20 protein-coding genes and 1 other annotated feature are annotated in these 20,902 nt (G+C 49.5%); of the genes, 17 read left to right on the forward strand and 3 right to left on the reverse strand.

Translation table 11 applies throughout. The annotated features are described in order from the left end of the window. Window positions 1–8: 8 nt before the first annotated feature. The 7 genes from CZ379_RS14025 (at window position 9) to CZ379_RS14055 (ending at window position 7,005) form a co-directional block, all read left to right on the forward strand. Window positions 9–701, forward strand: a complete 693-nt coding sequence (locus tag CZ379_RS14025) for a YggS family pyridoxal phosphate-dependent enzyme (RefSeq protein WP_110932183.1) — start codon at window positions 9–11, stop codon at window positions 699–701. Continuing rightward, window positions 701–1,153: a cell division protein SepF gene (locus CZ379_RS14030; RefSeq protein ID WP_110932184.1), complete on the forward strand. Its 453-nt coding sequence runs from the start codon at window positions 701–703 to the stop codon at window positions 1,151–1,153. The genes CZ379_RS14025 and CZ379_RS14030 overlap by 1 nt, the downstream gene beginning before the upstream one ends. Window positions 1,154–1,190: 37 nt before the next feature. Next, entirely contained in the window at window positions 1,191–1,433 is a 243-nt protein-coding gene (locus CZ379_RS14035; protein WP_110934382.1) for a YggT family protein, read from the forward strand. Window positions 1,434–1,442: 9 nt separating this feature from the next. Further along, window positions 1,443–2,225, forward strand: coding sequence for a YlmH family RNA-binding protein (locus CZ379_RS14040; protein WP_110932185.1), 783 nt, complete (start codon window positions 1,443–1,445; stop codon window positions 2,223–2,225). Window positions 2,226–2,394: 169 nt separating this feature from the next. Beyond that, entirely contained in the window at window positions 2,395–2,913 is a 519-nt protein-coding gene (locus tag CZ379_RS14045; protein WP_110932186.1) for a DivIVA domain-containing protein, read from the forward strand. A 64-nt stretch (window positions 2,914–2,977) separates the two neighbouring features. Further along, window positions 2,978–3,256: a binding site (T-box leader), on the forward strand. An 82-nt stretch (window positions 3,257–3,338) separates the two neighbouring features. After that, complete coding sequence (gene ileS, locus CZ379_RS14050) at window positions 3,339–6,434, forward strand: isoleucine--tRNA ligase (RefSeq protein ID WP_110932187.1); 3,096 nt, start codon at window positions 3,339–3,341, stop codon at window positions 6,432–6,434. Window positions 6,435–6,675: 241 nt separating this feature from the next. Further along, complete coding sequence (locus tag CZ379_RS14055; RefSeq protein ID WP_110934383.1) at window positions 6,676–7,005, forward strand: DUF5665 domain-containing protein; 330 nt, start codon at window positions 6,676–6,678, stop codon at window positions 7,003–7,005. A 20-nt stretch (window positions 7,006–7,025) separates the two neighbouring features. On the opposite strand, the gene CZ379_RS14060 is transcribed toward CZ379_RS14055, so the two are convergent. Further along, window positions 7,026–7,763, reverse strand: a complete 738-nt coding sequence (locus tag CZ379_RS14060) for a TraR/DksA C4-type zinc finger protein (RefSeq protein WP_110932188.1) — start codon at window positions 7,761–7,763, stop codon at window positions 7,026–7,028. A 206-nt stretch (window positions 7,764–7,969) separates the two neighbouring features. Between CZ379_RS14060 and lspA the strand changes: the two genes are divergently transcribed. Further along, entirely contained in the window at window positions 7,970–8,470 is a 501-nt protein-coding gene (gene lspA, locus CZ379_RS14065; RefSeq protein ID WP_110932189.1) for a signal peptidase II, read from the forward strand. After that, window positions 8,467–9,414, forward strand: a complete 948-nt coding sequence (locus CZ379_RS14070) for an RluA family pseudouridine synthase (RefSeq protein WP_110932190.1) — start codon at window positions 8,467–8,469, stop codon at window positions 9,412–9,414. The genes lspA and CZ379_RS14070 overlap by 4 nt, the downstream gene beginning before the upstream one ends. Here CZ379_RS14070 and CZ379_RS26220 read toward each other — a convergent pair. After that, window positions 9,401–9,541 carry a hypothetical protein gene (locus CZ379_RS26220; RefSeq protein WP_199925608.1) on the reverse strand — a complete coding sequence of 47 codons (141 nt, stop codon included), beginning with the start codon at window positions 9,539–9,541 and terminating at the stop codon, window positions 9,401–9,403. The two genes, CZ379_RS14070 and CZ379_RS26220, sit on opposite strands and share 14 nt — an antisense overlap. 76 nt (window positions 9,542–9,617) lie before the next feature. On the opposite strand from CZ379_RS26220, the gene CZ379_RS14075 reads away from it, so the two are divergent. The 8 genes from CZ379_RS14075 to pyrE all read left to right on the forward strand — a co-directional run bounded on the left by CZ379_RS14075 (window position 9,618) and on the right by pyrE (window position 20,016). Next, the gene (locus tag CZ379_RS14075; protein WP_110934384.1) at window positions 9,618–10,871 is read left to right on the forward strand and encodes an LL-diaminopimelate aminotransferase; all 1,254 of its coding nucleotides are present in this window, start codon (window positions 9,618–9,620) and stop codon (window positions 10,869–10,871) included. A gap of 405 nt (window positions 10,872–11,276) precedes the next feature. Beyond that, window positions 11,277–11,822 (forward strand): bifunctional pyr operon transcriptional regulator/uracil phosphoribosyltransferase PyrR, encoded by a 546-nt coding sequence (pyrR, locus tag CZ379_RS14080; RefSeq protein ID WP_110934385.1) that lies wholly within the window; start codon window positions 11,277–11,279, stop codon window positions 11,820–11,822. 1 nt (window position 11,823) lies between these two features. Then, entirely contained in the window at window positions 11,824–12,741 is a 918-nt protein-coding gene (locus CZ379_RS14085; RefSeq protein ID WP_110932191.1) for an aspartate carbamoyltransferase catalytic subunit, read from the forward strand. A gap of 104 nt (window positions 12,742–12,845) precedes the next feature. After that, on the forward strand, window positions 12,846–14,129 hold the full coding sequence (locus tag CZ379_RS14090; RefSeq protein ID WP_110932192.1) for a dihydroorotase: 1,284 nt from the start codon (window positions 12,846–12,848) through the stop codon (window positions 14,127–14,129). Between the two features lie 74 nt (window positions 14,130–14,203). Continuing rightward, window positions 14,204–15,343, forward strand: coding sequence for a glutamine-hydrolyzing carbamoyl-phosphate synthase small subunit (gene carA, locus CZ379_RS14095; RefSeq protein ID WP_110932193.1), 1,140 nt, complete (start codon window positions 14,204–14,206; stop codon window positions 15,341–15,343). A 1-nt stretch (window position 15,344) separates the two neighbouring features. Next, window positions 15,345–18,557 (forward strand): carbamoyl-phosphate synthase large subunit, encoded by a 3,213-nt coding sequence (gene carB, locus CZ379_RS14100; RefSeq protein WP_110932194.1) that lies wholly within the window; start codon window positions 15,345–15,347, stop codon window positions 18,555–18,557. An 89-nt stretch (window positions 18,558–18,646) separates the two neighbouring features. After that, window positions 18,647–19,384, forward strand: a complete 738-nt coding sequence (gene pyrF / locus CZ379_RS14105) for an orotidine-5'-phosphate decarboxylase (protein ID WP_199925609.1) — start codon at window positions 18,647–18,649, stop codon at window positions 19,382–19,384. Then, window positions 19,378–20,016 (forward strand): orotate phosphoribosyltransferase, encoded by a 639-nt coding sequence (gene pyrE, locus CZ379_RS14110; protein WP_110932195.1) that lies wholly within the window; start codon window positions 19,378–19,380, stop codon window positions 20,014–20,016. The genes pyrF and pyrE overlap by 7 nt, the downstream gene beginning before the upstream one ends. Before the next feature lie 304 nt (window positions 20,017–20,320). Here pyrE and CZ379_RS14115 read toward each other — a convergent pair whose 3' ends face one another. Next, window positions 20,321–20,548 carry a hypothetical protein gene (locus CZ379_RS14115; protein WP_110932196.1) on the reverse strand — a complete coding sequence of 76 codons (228 nt, stop codon included), beginning with the start codon at window positions 20,546–20,548 and terminating at the stop codon, window positions 20,321–20,323. Window positions 20,549–20,902 lie beyond the last annotated feature (354 nt).

Below are 20,902 nucleotides of genomic sequence, written 5' to 3' on the forward strand. Positions count from 1 at the left end.
TCCCTTCTTTGTCACTCAAAGAACGGATACAGCAGGTGGAGCGCCTTGTTCAAGCGGCTTGTGAACGAAGCGGACGCAAGAGGGACGAAGTTAATGTCGTCGCGGTGACAAAATATGTGAGTTTGGAGACGACAGGCATGCTTCTGGATGAAGGCATCGTTCATATCGGCGAGAATCGCCCCCAGAGTGCGGTACCGAAATGGGAGGCGCTCGGAGGGCGAGGAGTATGGCACTTCATCGGTCATCTGCAGAGCAATAAAGTCAAGGACGTCATTGGCAAATTTCAATATATTCATTCCCTGGATCGTCTGTCCCTGGCCAAGGAGCTGGAGAAGCGGGCAGCGGCGCAAGGAATTACTGTATCTGCATTCCTCCAAGTCAACGTATCTGGAGAATCATCCAAGCATGGAGTTCGTCCGGAGGAGGCAGCTCAATTGTTGCAGGAACTTGGCTCTTATTCTCACATTAAGATCATCGGACTGATGACTATGGCTCCGATCGAGGATGATCCAGAGCTGACGCGCCCGGTATTTCGGGGGCTTCGTGAATTAAGAGATCAACTGAATGCCCAGAAAATTACGAAGGAACCGCTAACCGAACTGTCGATGGGAATGTCGGGAGATTTTGAAGTAGCGATTGAGGAAGGTGCGACTTGGGTGCGCCTGGGTACTCTTTTAGTAGGGAAAGGGGAGGAGACGTAATGGGAGTAATGAATCGGTTTATGAATTTTCTGGGCCTTCAGGAAGAAGAAGAAATCGTGGAGCGCGAGAAGCTGCAGGAACAAGAGGAAGTTGAATTTGAGGCGCCTAGCTTTGAAGCTCGCAGAAATCAAAAAATCAACAACGTAGTCAGTATCCACTCTCAGAAGAACGTGAAGGTTATCTTGTATGAACCGCGTTCCTATGACGAGGCGCAGGAAATTGCGGATCATTTGCGCTCACACAGGTCGGTTGTTGTCAACTTGCAAAGAGTCCGCAATGATCAGGCTATGCGCATTATCGATTTTCTTAGCGGGACGATCTATGCGCTAAGCGGCAGTATTTCAAAAATCGGTGGCAATATATTTCTCTGTACGCCGGATACGGTAGAAATACAAGGCTCGATTACCGAAATACTGACGGAAGATCAGGAATATAACAACAGAATGAGGTGAAGGCAGCTTGGGAATTGATATTTATAGAATAATATGGATGCTTCATGATATATATTTTTACATGGTTTTGATCTATATCTTGATGTCATGGGTTCCGAATGCCCGTGAGAGCTTTATTGGAGAGCTGCTGGGCAAATTGGTCGAGCCCTTTTTGGCTCCGTTTAGACGATTTATCCCGCCGATTATGGGGATGATCGATATATCTCCGATCGTCGCTATTTTTGCGCTGCGGATGGCTGTTTTCGGCTTGATCAGCGTATTGAGCTACGTGTTGGGGTAATGTGACCTTATGCGTGCTAACATATACGAACATTTTCTCCCAGAGGAGCGCCCGTTCGTCGATCGCGCCTGGGAGTGGGTTGTCAATGCAGGGGACTATCATGAAGCAAAATTAAGCGACTTCCTGGATCCGCGGCAATGCCACATCGTGGAGAGCTTGGCGAATCGCCATGCCGATGTCCACATCCGTTTGGATGGTGGTTTTCCGGAAGCGGAGCGGCGGCGGGCACTGATCGCTCCGGATTATCGGGATATCGAAGCAGAGCCTATGGGGATGAGAGTGCTTAGCATTTCCTCCGAAGATCAGAAGTTGGGCTCGCTTCAGCACGGGGATTACTTGGGAGCCATCCTTGGACTCGGTCTTAAGCGGGACAAGGTTGGCGATATTCATGTCCGCGAAGATGGATGCCATGTCATCATCACGGAGGAAATATCTGTATTCCTGGATATGAATCTTCGTCAGGTTCACCGAGTTAACGTTATGACCGAGGTGCTTGAACTTGAAGTGCTAAGAACGGCAGACGCTACGCTTGAGCCGCTGGATATCACGGTGGCTTCTTTACGTTTGGACGGGATCGCGAGCGATGTATTCCGCCTAAGCAGGAGCAAAATTGTGGTGCCGATTAGGGCGGGACGCTGCCGGGTAAATTGGAAAACGGAAGAGGATCCATCCAAGCCGTTAAAATCTGGCGATATTGTAGCACTCCAAGGATTCGGCAGATTCAAGGTGTTGGAGACGGACGGCATGACGAAAAAGGGCAGACATCGTGTCCGAATCGGGAAATTTGTATGATCAGTTTGCAGGAGTTCAGAGATTCCTGTCGAATTTAACAACAACACTTGTGCTGTATATGCTTCCCTTTAAGTGTGCGAAGAAAGATGCCTATCGACGTACTTTCGAAGTAGTCAGAATGAACAATCATTCTAAGGGGAAGTTTCGAAATTTCTAGGAGGTGCACAACATGCCATTAACGCCGCTGGATATACATAATAAAGAGTTTTCCAGACGTATTCGCGGTTACGATGAAGATGAAGTCAATGAATTTCTCGATCAGGTAATTAAAGATTACGAGATCGTGATCCGGGAGAATAAGGAACTTCAAAGCCAGCTACTGGCCGTGCAAGAGAGACTGGATCATTTTGCAAATATTGAAGAAACGCTTAGCAAAACTATCATCGTAGCGCAAGAAGCGGCGGATGAAGTGAAGAACAATGCGAAGAAAGAAGCTCAGCTCATCGTCAAGGAAGCCGAGAAGAACGCGGATCGCATCGTCAATGAGTCGCTGGCAAAATCGCGAAAGATCGCTATGGAAGTCGAGGAGCTGAAGAAGCAGGCCTCGATTTATCGTGCCAGATTCCGGACGCTTGTCGAGGCTCAGCTTGATCTGCTCAGCCACGATGGCTGGGAGTCGCTTGAGGATCGTGAACGGCTTGAGGATCGCGAGCGCGAACGCGAACGTGAAATCAAAGAAATATACTAAGCGTCTGCCTTGTTGACAGAGCGGGTAATAATAAGTTATAACTATAGACATATTATACGTGCATACTTATTTGATGATGGGAATCAGTACGCTGTGATTTTGTTCTCAGAGAGTTGACGATTTGCTGCGAGTCAATGTTCAGGACACAGACGGAATATCGTCCCGGAGAAGATAAGCTGAGATTTCCGGTAAGGAAAGCGTAAGCTTTATCCGGCTGCCGGCCGTTACACCGGCCCCATATGAAGCGTATGGGATCAAAGTGTCATGTCGTTTGAGGTTCAGGTTAGGACTTGAACGGCATGGAACAAGGGTGGTAACGCGAGCGCAGAGTCTCGTCCCTTTTGGGGCGGGGCTTTTTTTGTACCCAATTAAAGGTTGCTAAGGTTTGCTGTAAATATTAAGGATTGAAAGGAAGTCGCTTTAGAATGAAAAAAGTAGATGTCAAAGAACAAGCACGGGCCCGTGATCAGCGCATCCTCCATAAATGGAAGCAGGAGAATACATTCAAGCGCAGCATGGAAAATCGTGAGGGGCGTCCGAACTATGTGTTCTATGAAGGTCCGCCTACCGCTAACGGCGCTCCGCATATCGGTCACGTTCTCGGCCGGGTAATCAAGGACTTCATCGGTCGTTACCAGACAATGAACGGTTATCGGGTAGTTCGTAAAGCAGGCTGGGATACGCATGGTTTGCCTGTCGAGCTCGGTGTCGAGAAGCAGCTTGGCATTTCCGGTAAACAGGAGATCGAGAAGTATGGCGTAGAGAAGTTCGTGAAGAAGTGCAAAGACAGCGTATTCGAATATGAGAAGCAATGGCGAGAATTAACGGAAGGGATCGCTTATTGGACGGATCTGGATAACCCATACATCACATTGCAGAATACGTATATCGAAAGTGTATGGAATATTTTATCGACGATTCACCAAAAAGGACTGCTCTATCGCGGTCATCGCGTCAGTCCGTACTGCCCATGCTGCCAAACGACGCTCAGCTCTCATGAGGTTGCTCAAGGGTATGAAGACGTGAAGGATTTAAGTGCTACCTCGAAATTTAAGTTGAAGGACAGCGGCGAATTTGTGCTTGCCTGGACGACGACTCCATGGACACTGCCTGCCCACGTGGCTCTTGCCGTAAATCCGGAGTTGGAATATGTTCGTGCCAAGCAGGAGAACGATGTATATATCGTTGCTAAAAATTTGGCCGATGATGTCCTGAAAGGCGAATTTGAGGTACTGTCTACTTTGAAGGGTGCTGAGCTTGTAGGCAAATCCTACACCCCGCCATTCAGCTACGTGTCTCCGGAGAACGGACTCGTTATTCTAGGGGCAGACTTTGTTACGGATGCCAGCGGTACAGGGATTGTTCATATGGCTCCGGCTCATGGTGAAGACGACTACAGAGTTTGCCGTGAGAATGGAGTCCAATTCGTCAGCGTTGTCAACACACAGGGGCACTATACGGATGAAGTAACGGATTTCGCCGGCCGCTTCGTGAAAGACTGCGATCTGGATATCGTGAAATGGCTGTCTGAACACGGTCTGCTGTACTCCAAAGAAAAGTACGAGCACAGCTATCCATTCTGCTGGCGCTGTAAATCACCGCTGCTTTACTATGCGATGGAGAGCTGGTTCATTCAGACAACCGCAGTGAAGGATCAATTGATCGCTAATAATAACGGAGTACAGTGGTACCCGGGGCATATTCGCGAAGGCCGTTTCGGCAAATTCCTCGAGGATCTGGTGGATTGGAATATTAGCCGCAATCGTTATTGGGGAACCCCGCTTAACGTCTGGGTGTGTAACTCCTGTAAAGGTGAATATGCACCTTCCAGCCACAAGGATTTGCGCGAGCATGCTGTAGGCCATATATCCGAAGATCTTGAGCTGCATAAGCCTTATGTGGATGAGGTAAAGCTGCACTGCCCGCACTGCGAAGGCGGAATTATGGAGCGCACGTCCGAAGTGATCGATGTCTGGTTCGATAGCGGATCGATGCCATTTGCGCAATACCATTACCCGTTCGGCGATACAAAAGTCTTCGAGGAGCAGTACCCGGCCGATATGATCTGCGAGGGAATTGACCAAACGCGTGGCTGGTTCTACAGCTTGCTTGCCGTATCAACGCTATTTAATGGCAAGGCTCCATATAAGGCCGTCATTTCAACGGGGCATATTCTGGACGAAAACGGGCAGAAAATGTCTAAATCGAAAGGGAACGTTATCGATCCCTGGGATATCATTAACGAATTCGGAGCGGATGCTTTCCGCTGGGCCTTGCTGTCAGACAGCGCGCCATGGAGCAGCAAGCGGTTCTCCAAAGGCATTGTCGCTGAAGCGAAATCCAAAGTGGTCGATACGTTGGTGAACACGCACTCCTTCCTGACATTATATGCTGGAATCGACGGATTCAATCCAGAGGAGCATGAGTTCCGGCCATCCAAGAGCAAGCTGGATCGCTGGATTCTGTCCCGCTTGAACAGTCTGATCCAGGTTGTTAATAAGGGGCTCGCGGTCAATGACTTCTTGAATCCGGCCAAAGCAATCGAAGGCTTTATCGATGAACTGAGCAACTGGTACATCCGCCGTTCGCGCGATCGCTTCTGGGGCAGCGGCCTTGGGGAAGATAAGGTATCAGCTTATCAGACTCTGATCGATGTTTTACTGACACTCTCCAAACTGATGGCGCCGTATACGCCGCTATTGTCCGAGGATATTTATACGAACCTTGGCGGCGGGGACAGCGTACATCTGGCGGATTATCCGAAGGCGGATGAAGCGCTGATCGACCAGACGCTGGAAAAGGACATGGAGAGCGCGCGTCAAATCGTCGAGCTGGCTCGCAATGTGCGAAATGAGACTGGAATCAAGACGCGCCAGCCGCTGACGAGCTTGATCGTTTCCATGGATCGTGAATTTGCGGTAGCCGAGTACGAAGGAATCATCAAGGATGAGATTAACGTCAAGAGAATTGAGCTGGAGACGAGCGACAGCGGATTCGTTGACTTTACGCTAAAGCTGAACTTGAAGGTGGCCGGTAAGAAATACGGCAAGAATGTAGGCTTCCTGCAGGGCTTCCTGAAGGGACTGACGCCTGAGGAAACTCGCCGTGCGGTCGAGAGCGGTTCGATCAATGTAACCTCTCCAGAGGGGGAAGAGCTGCAAATTACAGCGGAAGAGCTGTTGATCGACAAACAGGCGAAGCCTGGTTTCGCTTCCGCGTCGGGCTATGGCATTACAGTAGCGTTGAATACCGATATTACACCGGAGCTGGAGCAGGAGGGCTGGGTGCGCGAAGTTGTGCGCGCGGTTCAAGATACCCGCAAGAAGCTGGATCTGCCAATTGAGAAAAGAGTGCACTTGACTCTCGATGTAGATGATGAGCTGAGAACGGCCATTGAGGCTTTCGAGCAGGTGCTGCGTGATAACGTCTTGATCACGGATGTGTCGTTCGGCAAGCCGGAAGGAGATGTTGAGGTCGCAGATCTCGGCACGAAGACGATCGGAATTCAAATCGAGGCTTAAACGCTGAATGGCAGCCCCGACTGAAGGTCATAATATTTAGAATCAAGCACAAACGAGCTCTGGCGATCTCTTGAATACAGAGAGGCCCTGGCTCGTTTGTGTTCAGTTAATACTTCTAAGTGCTGCCTTCAGTAAAGGATGGGATAGCCGGATGACTCAGCACAGACCGAAAGCAGACCATGCAAATTCAGCGGACAAAGCAGAAAGAAAAAATACAGAAACTCCTATAAGTGCCGAGGGGATGCTGCAAAACAAGGTGTACGATCCCCATGCTGCGGAGGAGAAAATGAATGTCATTTACGAAATGACCTTAAAATGGGCGCATCAGCTCGAGCAGTCGCGAATCATAGAATATACCGAACTGCAGCGCCGTCCATGGAGCCTGATCTGGCGCAATGTTCTTGCCGGGACAGCCAGAGGCGTAGGAATCGCCGTCGGCTTTACTTTTTTTGCGGCAACGATCATCTATGTCCTGCAGACTCTTGGTGCATTGAATTTGCCGATTATCGGAGATTACATTGCCGATATTGTCCGAATTGTCCAGCGGCAGTTAGAACTCAATACGTATTAGCCTGATTCGCAGGAGTAAGCTTAGTACGTATTCGGCCCATCTCCGAGGGACTCCTCACTGTCCAAATATTTGGTAGCGCTCATATGCTTGCGGTACTGTCCGTTGCGATAAAAGAATACTTCCTGGCCATATATGTCTGTAGCAACAAAGCTCTCATAGGGCTCGACGAAACCGTCCAGCTCACGACTTGCTTCGATTTCCATATCATTGTAATCATCGATTTCGTCCTCTTCGGCCATAGCAGGGGAGTTCGAGGTGCCGTAGCTTTCAACAATTTGCCAAGCGTCTTCTCCGTCGAATTCGGTCTCGTCGGCGCGCTCATCCAGGCTGGTGCGGCCGAATGGCGGATACAACACCTGCTCCTCGACAGGTCGATGCGCAGACACCTTTGATTGTGGACTATGCTCCTTGCAGTAAGCCGTTTCGGGGATTGCCTTCAGGCGCTGGATATCGATCGCCTGATCGCAGGTCAGGCAGTAGCCGTAAGTTCCCTCGGCTATACGATCCAGCGCGTCTTCCACACGAGTCAAGCGCAGCTCGTCATGGTCGGTGAGCGCTAAATCCTTGCCGCGTTCGAACAGTTCCGTCCCGATGTCGGCAGGATGGTTGTCAACCGCGCTGAGCTCACTGGTATTATCGCGGATGCTTCGGTTAAGACCGTAGTGTTCGTTTGCCGACAGTTTGGCCTGGATGGATTGCTGCTCAGAGCGAAGCTCGGCTTCGAGCTCCGCAAGAAGCTGCTTTGTAAGGTGGGGCATGTCAGATCTCCTTTCAGCCCGAAAAGTAGTCGCATGGGCATTGGTCATAGCTCTATTTTGCGCCAAAGTCCGACGATTTACCTACGGAAAATACTATCTTACATGGACGACTTAATTCCTGCTGTGCTACAATATACAGGGCTCACATGTGGTTAATCCTACCGCCGGATGAAGCGGGGGAAATGAAAAACGAGGTGACTTGCCGCATGATTTATTTTTTGATAGCGTTGATTATTTTCCTTATTGATCAGGGAACAAAGTATTTGATAGCCACACGCATGACAATAGGAGAGCAAATTCCCATTATCGGAGATTTCTTCCTGATTACTTCGCATCGCAACCGTGGCGCGGCTTTTGGGATTTTAGAGAATCAACGTTGGTTTTTTATCATATTTACAATCATTGTCGTGATAGGCGTTATTTGGTATATGTTAAAAGTGAAGGGATCCTCCAACAAATTGCTGTCGATTGCGCTTTCCCTTGTTTTGGGCGGGACGCTTGGAAATTTTCTGGATCGATTGCTGACAGGAGAGGTCGTAGACTTCCTGCAGTTTAATTTTGGGAGCTACACGTTTCCTATTTTTAATGTGGCCGACTCCTCGATTGTCATCGGTTTCGGTTTGATCGTTCTGGATTCGTTCATGGAAGTGAAGCGGGAGAAAAAGGCGTCAGCTGCTATTGCTGCGGATCAAGAGGATAAGTCATGAATGAGCTAACATTTAATGAACAAGCTGAGAACAACCAAATGGAATGGCGCGTAGACGAGTCAGCAGCCAAGACGCGGGTTGATAAATATGTGAAGCAGCAGCTCGGTGATGATACTTCGCGTACCCAAATTCAAATTTGGATCGAGAACAGGGCTGTGCTGGTGAATGGTTCTGCGGTGAAGACGAATTATAAGCTCGAAAATGGAGATCACGTCATATTAACGGTTCCAAAGGCCGAGTCTGTAGAAATTGTGCCAGAGGATATCCCGCTTGATATTTACTATGAGGACAGTGACGTGATCGTTGTTAACAAACCGCGCGGTATGGTCGTTCATCCAGCGCCGGGGCATTCTTCGGGCACGCTAGTGAATGCGCTGATGGCGCACTGCAAGGATTTGTCGGGTATTAACGGAGAACTCCGTCCAGGCATCGTTCATCGCATCGACAAAGATACGTCGGGACTGATTATGGCGGCGAAGAATGATAAGTCCCATGCCTCGTTAGCAGCTCAGTTGAAAGAACATTCCGTGACAAGGAAATATTTAGCTCTCGTCCACGGCAACCTAAGCCATGATCAGGGCACGGTGGACGCTCCCATTGGGCGTGATCCACATGACCGCAAAATGTACACCGTTATCGATCGCAACAGCAAGCATGCGGTGACTCATTTCCACGTCACAGAGCGCTTTGGGGATTACACGCTGCTGGAGCTGAAGCTGGAGACCGGAAGGACGCATCAAATTCGCGTACATATGAAGTTTATCGGTCACCCGCTAGTTGGAGATCCGATGTACGGGCGCAGCAAGGGTATTAAATTCGATGGACAAGCCCTTCATGCGGCAGTACTTGGCTTTGTGCATCCAGCGACAGGCGAATATATGGAGTTCACAGCCCCGATCCCTGCGGATATGGAGGATATGCTTCATTCGCTCAGAAGCCGCTAAGTTTATTGAATTCAAACGACACCTTTTGACTGGATTTCGGTAAAAGACGAATCCAGGCAAAGGGTGTTTTTTTGCGTTGTTTAATGTTATCCGGCAAAAAGTACAAACGTTTCCCCGTTCTATCCATTCCCTCGCCTCCTCGGCTATATGATCATATAACAGTAGACTGTGTGAAGGAGATGGAATACATGACAGCAACAACAATGAACCAAGATCCTTATAAAGAAGCCTATATCATGCAGAAGCTAGCCGAACGGATCGGCGGAGCTGATTACGGCAAGGATACGGCCATTTACAAGTTCGAGAAAATCAAACGTGCCAAAGCTGCTGCAAGCATGGAATTCCCCGATATCGAACTGATCGACATGGGGGTGGGAGAACCCGATGAAATGGCAGATCCGGCGATAGTAAGCAAGCTGTCAGAGGAGGCGGCAAAGCCGGAAAACAGAGGTTATGCCGACAATGGAATAGTTGAATTCAAGCAGGCTGCGGCTTTATATTTGCGGGACGTCTTCGGCGTTCAAGGCATTGACCCGACATCGGAAATCGTTCACTCGATCGGCTCCAAGCCGGCATTGGCCATGCTTCCATACTGTTTCATTAATCCCGGGGATTTGGCCATATTGACGATTCCGGGATATCCGGTATTGGGAACCCATACCAAATATTTGGGCGGGGAAGTATATAACCTGCCGCTAACGGAAGAGAATGCTTTTTTGCCTGATCTGGAGACGATTCCGGAGGACATTGCACGAAAGGCCAAGCTGTTATACCTGAATTACCCGAACAATCCGACTGGAGCGAGCGCGACTTATGAGTTTTTTGCTAAAGTTGTTGAATGGGCCCGTAAAAATAAAGTCATTGTCGTCCATGATGCCCCTTATGCGGCTCTGACGTTTGACGGATTTAAGCCGTTAAGCTTCTTGTCTGTTTCTGGTGCCAAAGAGGTCGGTGTCGAGCTTCACTCTCTATCCAAGTCTTACAATATGACAGGCTGGCGCATTGGCTTTGTCGCCGGAAATCCATTGATTGTTAAAGCGTTCAGCGATGTAAAGGATAATTGCGATTCAGGTCAATTTATCGCGATTCAGAAGGCAGCCGCTTATGCGCTTGTCCATCCGGAACTTACGAAGGCCATAGCCGCTAAATATTCAAGGCGGCATGAGCTGCTCGTCAACGCGCTGAACGAAATCGGGTTCCAGGCTCGAAAGCCGCAGGGTTCCTTTTTTCTATATGTGAAGGCGCCTAAAGGAATAAAAGGCGGTGAAACGTTCAGAACAGCGGAAGATTTCTCCCAATATTTAATTAGGCGCAAATTAATATCTACAGTGCCGTGGGATGAGGCTGGTTCATATGTGCGATTCTCGGTTACATTTATCGCTAAGGGAATTGAGGAAGAGAAGGAAGTCATTGCGGAGCTCAAGCGCCGTCTCGGAAATGTCGCTTTTGAGCATTAACATGCCCTAGTTAAAAGTGATTGTATAATTATTAGTTAGTATGTATAATTATTAATATTTGTTTGGCGTTGGGCTTGGCAGGATAAAGATCAGATCCATTCTCCCGTTCTAGAATTTCCTCCAGATTTTTTCTCGGTTGCCTTCTTGACAAGTTAAGGTGCTTTCTGTCATAATTCTCTTAAATCAATAGCACCTTTAAATCAGTCCCGTGAGGCTGGCAAGGTAACGTGAATGGGTTGTGGGGAGACCTGCGCTTTTTTGTGCGGCGGTTTCTGGCATAATACCCGCATGATAGTCATGGTCATTTACTGTGGCTAACGACTCCTTGTCTGAATCAGGCAAGGAGTTTTTTTGTGCGCTATCACGGAACCAGGTGAACAATTCGTCCTTAGGAGGCTAAAAATGATGAGCATCGATACACATGTCATTATGGATGAGACTGCGATTCGGCGGGCACTTACAAGAATTGCGCACGAAATATTGGAGCGAAACAAAGGAATTGAGGGTTGTGTACTTGCAGGGATCAAAACTCGGGGTGTTTTTCTAGCGAAGCGGCTTGCCGAGCGTCTGGAAGAAATTGAAGGGGCGAGCATCCCATGGGGAGAGCTTGACGTGACCTTCTACCGCGATGATCGGAACAAGACAGCGGGAGCAGCAAACGAACAATCCTTCAAGCTGCCGGTTCATGGCAAGAAAGTCATTTTGTTCGATGATGTACTTTACACGGGACGCACGATCCGCGCGGCAATGGACGCGATTATGGATTGCGGACGCCCGGAGAGCATTCAGCTTGCGGTACTTGCGGACAGAGGGCATCGGGAGCTTCCGATCCGCCCGGATTATATTGGCAAGAATGTTCCAACCTCCAAATCCGAAGAGATTGAGGTGCTTCTGCAGGAAATCGACGGCAGCGACGTGGTTCGGATTATGCACCATCGAGAGGAGAACTGATATGGCGATGACAGCTTCCGCATTGAAAGAACGCAGCTTGCTTGGGTTGAAGCATTTGAGCAGTGCAGAGATTAACTGGATTCTCTATCGTGCCGCTTACTGGGAAGGTCAAAAGGAGAAGGTTACTCCGGTTTTGAAAGACCGCTTTATCTCCAATATGTTTTTTGAAAATAGCACACGCACGCGCTTTTCCTTCGAAATGGCAGAGAAACGGTTAGGTGCAGAAGTTCTTAACTTCACTGCCGCCTCCTCAAGCGTAGAGAAGGGGGAATCCATCTATGACACGGTTCGCACCTTGGAATCGATGGGTATCGATGCCGGAGTCATTCGCCTTAAGCCGATTGGCGTACTCGCGGAGCTCGCGGAGAAAGTATCGATTCCGCTTATCAATGCCGGCGACGGCAATAACGAGCATCCCACGCAGGCGCTGCTGGATCTGTACACAATGAAGAAGCACTTCGGTGAACTAAAGGGCCTGAAGGTGTCGATTATCGGCGATATCAAGCACAGCCGGGTAGCTCGCTCGAACTTGTGGGCTTTGCAGAAATTAGGAGCGCAAGTGAAGTTCTGCGCACCAGAGAGCATGAGAGCGCCGGAGCTGGAGCGCCATGCCCCATACGTATCGATTGACGAGGCCATGTGCAGCGACGTAGTCATGATGCTCCGAGTACAACTGGAACGTCATGCGGGAGAAGGAATCATGAGCTCAGCTGATGAGTACAGACTGAATTACGGAATGACGGAGGAGCGGGCAGGGAAGCTATCCCCGCACGTCATTATCATGCACCCTGCGCCGGTGAATCGGAACGTGGAGATCGACGACAGTGTGGTGGAACATCACCAATCCCGAATCTTCAAGCAAATGGAGAACGGAGTGCCGATTCGGATGGCGGTTATGGAACGAGCGATGAGACACTAGCACGAACATATTGAAGCATCCGGCTTGGATGCGGGATGCCTGAAGATACTGGTTATATTGAACGGATGGCTAGAATACAGCAACTCAATAAGCGGAGGTAAGCTATGCTACTCAAAATAACAAATGCCAATGTATTGGACGGGAATGGTCAGCTGCAATTGAAGGATATCTATATCCGGGACGGAATTATTGCAGAGCTTGTAGATGCAGAAAGCCAAGGGAAAGCGAGTGCGGATAAGATCATCGATGCCGAAGGTAAGCTGGTAACTCCTGGCTTTATCGATATGCATGTTCATTTGCGCGAGCCGGGATATGAGCATAAAGAGACGATCGAGACAGGTTCAAGATCGGCGGCCAAGGGCGGCTTTACGACGATCGCCTGCATGCCAAATACGCGCCCGGTCATCGATACGCCGGAGACGATCGAGCTCGTGAAGAGCAAAGCCGAAGCGGCGGGACTCGTGAACGTTCTGCCTTACGCAGCGATTACGAAGAGCGAGCTTGGACGTGAACTGACGGATTTCGCAGCATTGAAGGCAGCGGGCGCTATCGGCTTTACCGATGACGGCGTCGGCGTGCAAAGCGCACAAATGATGAAAGACGCTATGGCGCTTGCCCAGTCGCTCGGCATGCCGATTATTGCTCATTGCGAGGACAATTCGCTCGTCGAGGGCGCTCCGGTCAATGAAGGAGAATTCGCTAAGCGTCACGGCTTGAAAGGCATTCCGAACGAGTCGGAAGCGATCCACGTCGGCCGGGATATTCTTCTCGCGGAAGCTACAGGGGTACATTACCATGTATGCCATGTGAGCACGGAGCAATCGATTCGACTGATCAGACAAGCGAAGGAAATCGGTATCCGGGTGACAGCTGAGGTATGCCCGCATCACCTGCTGCTGGCCGAGACGGATATACCCGGCCTTGACGCCAATTGGAAAATGAACCCGCCGCTTCGTTCCGAGCGGGATGTAGAGGCTTGCATTCAGGCCCTGGAGGACGGCACGATCGACATGATTGTTACGGATCACGCGCCGCATAGTGAAGAGGAGAAAGCCAAGGGGATGCAGCTTGCACCGTTTGGAATCGTCGGATTTGAGACGGCCTTCCCGCTCCTTTATACCAAGTTTGTCCTGACCGGACGCTGGGATTTGTCCCTGCTCGTTCAACGCATGACGAAAGACCCGGCTCGGGTATTCGGACTGTCGGCTGGTAAATTGGAGCCCGGAGCTCCTGCAGATCTAACGCTCCTGGATCTCGATAAGGAGCAGGAGGTCGATCCAAGCGCATTTGCTTCGAAGGGACGCAACACTCCTTTTGGCGGGTGGAAGCTTAAAGGTTGGCCGGTGATGACAATCGTGAGCGGTAAAGTCGTTTGGCAAGATCAGTAATTATAGTGAACGGCAAATATTATAATGAAATCATTTTATAGATACAAAAGTCGAGCATAAAGGAGTGCGGGGAAATGCAGGCAAGATTGTTATTGGAGGACGGCACGCTGTTTACCGGAAAATCATTCGGCGCAGAGGGCGAATTGACGGGTGAGGTCGTTTTTAACACAGGAGTTACAGGTTACCAGGAAGTCGTATCCGATCCATCCTACTACGGACAAATCGTGACGATGACTTATCCGCTCATCGGCAATTATGGCATTTCCAGAGATGATTTTGAAGCGCTCGTTCCATCAATACATGGACTGGTTGTACGCCGCTACGAGCCAATCCCAAGTAATTGGCGCGCTCAGTATAGTCTGGGAGATTTGCTTAAGGAGCACGACATTCCTGGAATTTCAGATATCGATACTCGGATGTTAACGAGAAAAATCCGGCAAAATGGCACGATGAAGGGCATCATTACGACTTCTTCTGTAAAATCGGTAGAAGAGCTGCAAGCCATGATGGCTTCTGTCAGCGTTGAGGAGCTGCATAATCAGGTAGCAAGCACCTCTACGTCGTTCTTATATCATAATCCGGGAGCGAAGGAGCGGATCGTGCTCGTCGACTTCGGAGCAAAGAACGGAATTCTCCGTCAGTTGAACCAGCGCGGCTGCGATGTGGTCATCGTACCGCATGACACGACGGCTGAAGAGGTTCGCCGGCTTAACCCGGATGGCATTCAGTTGTCCAACGGCCCCGGCGATCCGAAAGACGTGCCTCATGCCGTGCAAATGATCTCTGAGCTGCTTGGTGAATATCCGATCTTCGGAATTTGCCTAGGGCATCAGCTTCTGTCCCTAGCCTGCGGGGCAGATACGGAGAAGCTGAAGTTCGGCCATCGCGGCGGTAACCACCCGGTCAAGGAACTGGCAACAGGAAGATGCTATATTACATCCCAGAACCATGGTTACGCGGTGACGGAAGCCTCGATTGCCGGGACGGAGCTGGAAATTACACATATCAACAATAATGATAAGACGATCGAGGGCGTTAGACATAAGAAGCATCCGGCCTTCTCGGTGCAATATCACCCGGAAGCGTCGCCAGGTCCCCAAGACAACAATTATTTATTCGATCGGTTCCTGGAAATGATCAAAGAACATAAGCAGCAGAATCCAAAAAGATCACGTCAGGCTGAAATGATGGCCGTTGCGAAGGGAGAGCTTTAATATGCCGATCAATAAAGACCTCAAAAAGATTCTCGTCATTGGCTCCGGTCCTATCGTGATCGGTCAAGCAGCCGAATTCGACTATGCTGGAACCCAGGCATGCCAAGCCTTGAAGGAAGAGGGCGTGGAAGTCGTCCTGATCAACAGCAACCCGGCTACAATTATGACGGATACCAATATGGCGGACAAGGTGTATATCGAACCGATTACACTTGATTTCGTAGCTCAAATCATTCGGCAGGAGCGTCCGGATGGATTGCTGCCGACCCTTGGGGGGCAGACCGGCCTTAACATGGCGGTTGAACTGGCTCGCGCTGGTGTACTCGAGCGCGAGAACGTCAAGCTACTAGGAACGCAATTAACATCGATCGAGAAGGCAGAGGATCGGGATTTGTTCCGCGAGCTGATGCGCGAACTGGAGCAGCCGGTGCCGGAAAGCACCATCATTACTTCAGTAGAGGAAGCGCTGCGGTTCGCGGAAGAGATCGGTTATCCGGTTATCGTCCGTCCGGCTTATACGCTTGGCGGCACGGGCGGCGGGATTTGCGCAACGGAGGAAGAGCTTAAAGAAACCGTTGCTTCCGGTATTCGCTATAGTCCGATCGGGCAATGCCTCATCGAGAAATCGATCGCCGGCATGAAGGAAATCGAGTATGAAGTGATGCGGGATGCGAACGACAGCTGTATCGTTGTATGCAATATGGAGAACTTTGACGCTGTCGGGGTTCACACGGGGGACAGTATCGTCGTGGCTCCGAGCCAAACCTTGTCGGATCGCGAGTACCAAATGCTCCGCTCCGCATCGCTTAAAATTATCCGTGCTTTGAACATTGAGGGCGGCTGCAACGTACAGTTTGCGCTTGACCCGCAAAGCTTCCAATACTATGTGATCGAAGTGAACCCCCGGGTTAGCCGCTCTTCTGCGCTGGCATCCAAAGCGACAGGCTACCCGATTGCAAAGATGGCCGCAAAAATTGCGCTGGGCTACACCTTAGACGAAATTGTCAACCCGGTTACAGGGCAAACCTATGCTTGCTTTGAGCCAACACTTGACTATATCGTCAGTAAAATTCCGCGCTGGCCATTCGATAAATTCATTCATGCGAACCGCAAGCTGGGAACGCAAATGAAAGCGACGGGTGAAGTGATGGCCATTGGACGAACGTTCGAGGAGTCGATTCACAAGGCCGTTCGCTCCCTGGAAATCGGCACCCACCGCCTATATTTGAAAGGCGCTGATCAGTTAACCCAAGAGGTGCTGGATCAAAGGCTCATTCAAGCGGACGATGAAAGATTGTTCCTGATCGCCGAAGCATTCCGCCGCGGCTACAAGCTGCAGCAAATTCAAGACTTAACGCAAATTGACTGGTGGTTCCTGGATAAAATCGAGCGTCTTGTACAATTTGAGAAGCAGATTGCATCCGAGCCGACATTAACATACGACACACTCTATGAAGCAAAGCGTTTGGGATTTACAGACCGCGCCATTGCCGAGCTGCGGGCAGCAGGGCAGCCTGGGGGAACGCATCTAACGGAAGAGAGCGTTACGGGCTTACGCAAGGAGCATAATCTGCGGCCGGTATACAAAATGGTAGATACGTGCGCCGCGGAGTTCGAAGCATCCACGCCTTATTATTACTCGACTTATGAGACCGAGAATGAAGTTTTGCAGACCGAGAAGGAGAAAATCCTTGTGCTCGGCTCCGGCCCGATTCGGATCGGCCAAGGGATTGAATTCGACTACTCTACCGTGCATGCCGTCTGGGCGATTCAGAAGGCTGGCTACGAAGCAGTCATCATTAACAACAATCCGGAGACGGTATCGACAGACTTCAACACATCGGATCGACTCTATTTCGAGCCGCTCTTCTTCGAGGACGTAATGAACGTGATCGAAGAGGAGAAGCCGGTTGGCGTCATTGTCCAGTTTGGAGGACAAACGGCGATCAACCTTGCAGCACCGCTGGAAGCAGCGGGCGTACGCATCATCGGAACTTCCCTAGAGAGCATTGATGAGGCGGAGGATCGGAAGAAGTTCGAGGCGCTGTTGTCTAGACTGCAGATTGCCCAGCCAAAGGGCAGCACAGTAACCTCTGTGGATGAAGCCGTGGGTACGGCGCAATCGCTAGGATACCCTGTTCTTGTTCGCCCATCCTACGTGCTCGGCGGGCGCGCTATGGAAATAGTATATTCCGACCAAGAATTGCTGAAATATATGGAAGAAGCGGTTAACATCAATCCGCAGCATCCGGTGCTCATCGACCGCTATATGCTTGGCAAAGAGGTCGAAGTCGATGCGATCTGCGATGGCGAAACGGTGCTTATCCCGGGGATCATGGAGCATGTGGAAAGAGCTGGGGTACACTCCGGCGACTCCATTGCAGTATATCCGCCACAGCATGTATCCGCAGAGTTGAAAAGCAAGATAGCAGACACTACGATCAAAATTGCTAAAGAATTGAAGACGGTCGGACTCGTTAACATTCAGTTTGTCATTTACAATAATGAAGTATATGTTATCGAGGTAAATCCACGTTCTTCACGGACGGTTCCGTTCTTGAGCAAGGTGACGAATATTCCAATGGCTAGCCTAGCTACGCAATGCATTCTCGGCACGAAGCTGAAGGATTTGGGATATTCAGACGGTCTATGGCCTGAAACGGATTATGTATCCGTGAAGGTTCCGGTCTTCTCCTTCGCGAAATTACGCCGTGTGGAGCCGACACTAGGCCCGGAAATGAAATCGACGGGCGAGGTTATGGGACGTGATCCGCAGTATGCGAAGGCACTATATAAAGGCCTCGTAGGCGCGGGAATGAAAATTCCGACGACTGGGGCGATTATCGCTACTGTAGCGGACAAAGATAAGGATGAGGCTGTGGAAATCCTTCGCGGGTTCTCGAACCTGGGCTATAAGATTCTAGCGACGGGCGGTACGGCAGCTGCTCTTCAAGCGGCTAATATCCATGTGACAATAGTCAATAAATTAAGCGAAGGATCTCCGAATATACTGGATTTGATCCGCAATGGAGAAGCTCATTTCGTCATCAATACACTTACCAAAGGCAAGGAGCCGGAGCGCGACGGATTCCGCATTCGCCGGGAAGCGGTCGAAAATGGCATCGTATGTATGACTTCGCTTGATACGGTACGCGCGCTGCTGAATATGCTTGAGACGATCAACTTCTCGTCACAAGCCATGCCTGTTCTGTAAGGTTTATCAGCTATAATGAGGGAATTAACGCGGCTCCGGAAGCTACATGCTTCGGAGCCGCAAGTATGACGGGGGGAGAAGTTAAAATTATGAGTACATTTGAACAAGCTGCCGGGCATCTCATGGTTGCGCTTGATTACCCGACAGCGGAGGAAGCGCGGAAGCTCATCACTGATTTGGAAGGCATTCCTTGCTACGTGAAGCTGGGGATGCAGTTGTATTATACAGTAGGCCCTGATTTTGTACGGGAACTGAAGAAGCGTGGGTACCGGGTGTTCTTGGATTTGAAAATGCATGATATTCCGAATACCGTGAAGGGTGGAGCCGACAGCGTGACCCGGCTTGGCGTAGACATGTTCAATGTACATGCTGCTGGGGGGCTGAAAATGATGGCCGCTGCTTTGGAAGGAGCGAAGGCAGCCCTCGAAAGTGACGCGTCCCTTACAATGCCTACTATTATTGCTGTAACTCAGCTTACAAGTACTAGTCAGGAAACCTTGAATCAAGAAATTGGCATTCCAGGTACGATGGAGGATGCTGTTGTCGCTTATGCGGCGTTGGCCAAAACGGCTGGCTTGCATGGAGTTGTGGCCTCTCCGCTGGAAGTACAGGCAATCAAGAAGCATTGCGGGGAGAGCTTCAAGACGGTAACGCCAGGTATTCGCCCGGCAGGCAGCGCTGCGGGAGATCAGTTCCGCACGCTTACTCCAGGGGATGCGATCCGTCAGGGAACGGACTTTATCGTCGTAGGACGACCGATTACCCAGGCCAATGATCCACGCCGCGCAGCTAAGCTTATTATTGAGGAGATGAAGGAAGCATGGTAAATACTAATCAAATTGCTCTAGAAGTCGCAGGAAAATTGTTGGATATCGAGGCGGTCGCTCTGCGTCCTCACCAGCCGTTTATTTGGACCTCAGGAATCAAATCGCCGATCTATTGCGACAATCGTCTAACGATGTCCTATCCGGAAATTCGCGACTTGATCGCAGAATCGTTTGCCGCGATCATCCGCAGTGCTTATCCGCAGGCTGAAGTAATCGCGGGAACGGCTACCGCGGGAATTCCTCATGCGGCCTTCGTCTCCCAGAAGCTCGGATTGCCGATGATTTACGTTCGTGATAAAGCGAAGGGACACGGCAAGGAAAATCTGATCGAGGGCTTGATCAAGCCGGGGCAAAAGGTGATCGTCATCGAGGATCTGATCTCGACCGGCGGCAGCTCGATCAAAGCGGCGCAGGCCGTTCGCGAGGCCGGGGCAGAACCGCTGGCTGTGCTGGCTATCTTTAACTACCAGCTGGACAAGGCGGCGCAGGCGTTTGCTGAAGCTGGTATCCCGCTGCAAACCTTGTCCAACTATACGGTATTGATTGATGTGGCCGTACAGCGCGGCGACATTCAGCCGGAAGACCTGGATCTATTAAAGTCATGGCGGCAAAACCCGGCGTCATTAAAGTAAAACCCGAAGAACGAAACATTTGTTTCCGTAAATGTTTCGTTCTTTAATTATTTTTAGTACTAATTATAGTTATAATTTCACACTATTTATTAATAGTCCGATGTAAAGCTCTCAGTCGTCTTTTGGGTGGAGATTTCACAAAAAGTGTTTCTGTTGGGTAGTTTCACTATTCGAAACCCAGGGGGAAACCGGGATATAACCGGGACATTGAGGAATCCCGAAGAATGCTTCTGACATATAGCAGGATATGCAGATAGACTTTTATTGCGAAGTTTTTTGTAAAATCATATCTATATAACTCATATCATTTTTCACTTTTTGAACGATTATATTTAACAAGAAAGATAATAATTAGAGCCACATAACCAATTTCTAATAACCTTAAATAAAACGGTAGTGCCAAGAACGGAAATAAATATTTATTTGGCTGCGACTCATAAACAATTACTGTTAAGAAATTTAGCAGCAGACTAAAAAAACTACCCGTAATAAAAGTACATAAAGCAATGATTAAATAAAAACGATCTTTCATGAATAATCTCTCCTAAATTAAAAACTGTAAAATGTAGTGAAATGTATTTAAGTGATCATTTCACTAACATTTTACAGTTATTCTAATGTCTAATCTATAGTAATTCTACGAATTGTTTTTATCTTATACTCCAAGCAATATATTGTGGAACTTCAGCAGACCAGTCACCACTACCTTGATGAGTAAGTACACCATTTATTAATAAATATATGTCGTATTTTCCTTGAATGTGTTTCCAGTGATCAATCTGGTCAACATAAAGTATTACCAGCTGGACAAGGCGACGCAAGCGTTCAGGGAGGCAGAATTTCCGCTGCAGACGCTGTGCCAATTATGGATCGCTTATCGAAGTTG

It is taken from the genome of Paenibacillus bouchesdurhonensis (genome assembly GCF_900155685.1).
Lineage (GTDB): Bacteria > Bacillota > Bacilli > Paenibacillales > Paenibacillaceae > Fontibacillus > Fontibacillus bouchesdurhonensis.

Bases quoted from the DNA above. Each gene is read 5' to 3' on its own strand.
- CZ379_RS14035 (WP_110934382.1), top strand. From the start codon at position 1,191: ATGCTTCATGATATATATTTTTACATGGTTTTGATCTATATCTTGATG.
- ileS (WP_110932187.1), top strand. From the start codon at position 3,339: ATGAAAAAAGTAGATGTCAAAGAACAAGCACGGGCCCGTGATCAGCGC.
- CZ379_RS14060 (WP_110932188.1), bottom strand. From the start codon at position 7,763: ATGCCCCACCTTACAAAGCAGCTTCTTGCGGAGCTCGAAGCCGAGCTT.
- CZ379_RS14030 (WP_110932184.1), top strand. From the start codon at position 701: ATGGGAGTAATGAATCGGTTTATGAATTTTCTGGGCCTTCAGGAAGAA.
- CZ379_RS14085 (WP_110932191.1), top strand. From the start codon at position 11,824: ATGGCGATGACAGCTTCCGCATTGAAAGAACGCAGCTTGCTTGGGTTG.
- lspA (WP_110932189.1), top strand. From the start codon at position 7,970: ATGATTTATTTTTTGATAGCGTTGATTATTTTCCTTATTGATCAGGGA.
- CZ379_RS14075 (WP_110934384.1), top strand. From the start codon at position 9,618: ATGAACCAAGATCCTTATAAAGAAGCCTATATCATGCAGAAGCTAGCC.
- CZ379_RS14070 (WP_110932190.1), top strand. From the start codon at position 8,467: ATGAATGAGCTAACATTTAATGAACAAGCTGAGAACAACCAAATGGAA.
- CZ379_RS14040 (WP_110932185.1), top strand. From the start codon at position 1,443: ATGCGTGCTAACATATACGAACATTTTCTCCCAGAGGAGCGCCCGTTC.
- CZ379_RS14115 (WP_110932196.1), bottom strand. From the start codon at position 20,548: ATGAAAGATCGTTTTTATTTAATCATTGCTTTATGTACTTTTATTACG.
- CZ379_RS14055 (WP_110934383.1), top strand. From the start codon at position 6,676: ATGCTGCAAAACAAGGTGTACGATCCCCATGCTGCGGAGGAGAAAATG.
- pyrE (WP_110932195.1), top strand. From the start codon at position 19,378: ATGGTAAATACTAATCAAATTGCTCTAGAAGTCGCAGGAAAATTGTTG.
- CZ379_RS26220 (WP_199925608.1), bottom strand. From the start codon at position 9,541: ATGGATAGAACGGGGAAACGTTTGTACTTTTTGCCGGATAACATTAAA.
- pyrF (WP_199925609.1), top strand. From the start codon at position 18,647: ATGAGTACATTTGAACAAGCTGCCGGGCATCTCATGGTTGCGCTTGAT.
- CZ379_RS14090 (WP_110932192.1), top strand. From the start codon at position 12,846: ATGCTACTCAAAATAACAAATGCCAATGTATTGGACGGGAATGGTCAG.
- carB (WP_110932194.1), top strand. From the start codon at position 15,345: ATGCCGATCAATAAAGACCTCAAAAAGATTCTCGTCATTGGCTCCGGT.
- carA (WP_110932193.1), top strand. From the start codon at position 14,204: ATGCAGGCAAGATTGTTATTGGAGGACGGCACGCTGTTTACCGGAAAA.
- pyrR (WP_110934385.1), top strand. From the start codon at position 11,277: ATGAGCATCGATACACATGTCATTATGGATGAGACTGCGATTCGGCGG.
- CZ379_RS14045 (WP_110932186.1), top strand. From the start codon at position 2,395: ATGCCATTAACGCCGCTGGATATACATAATAAAGAGTTTTCCAGACGT.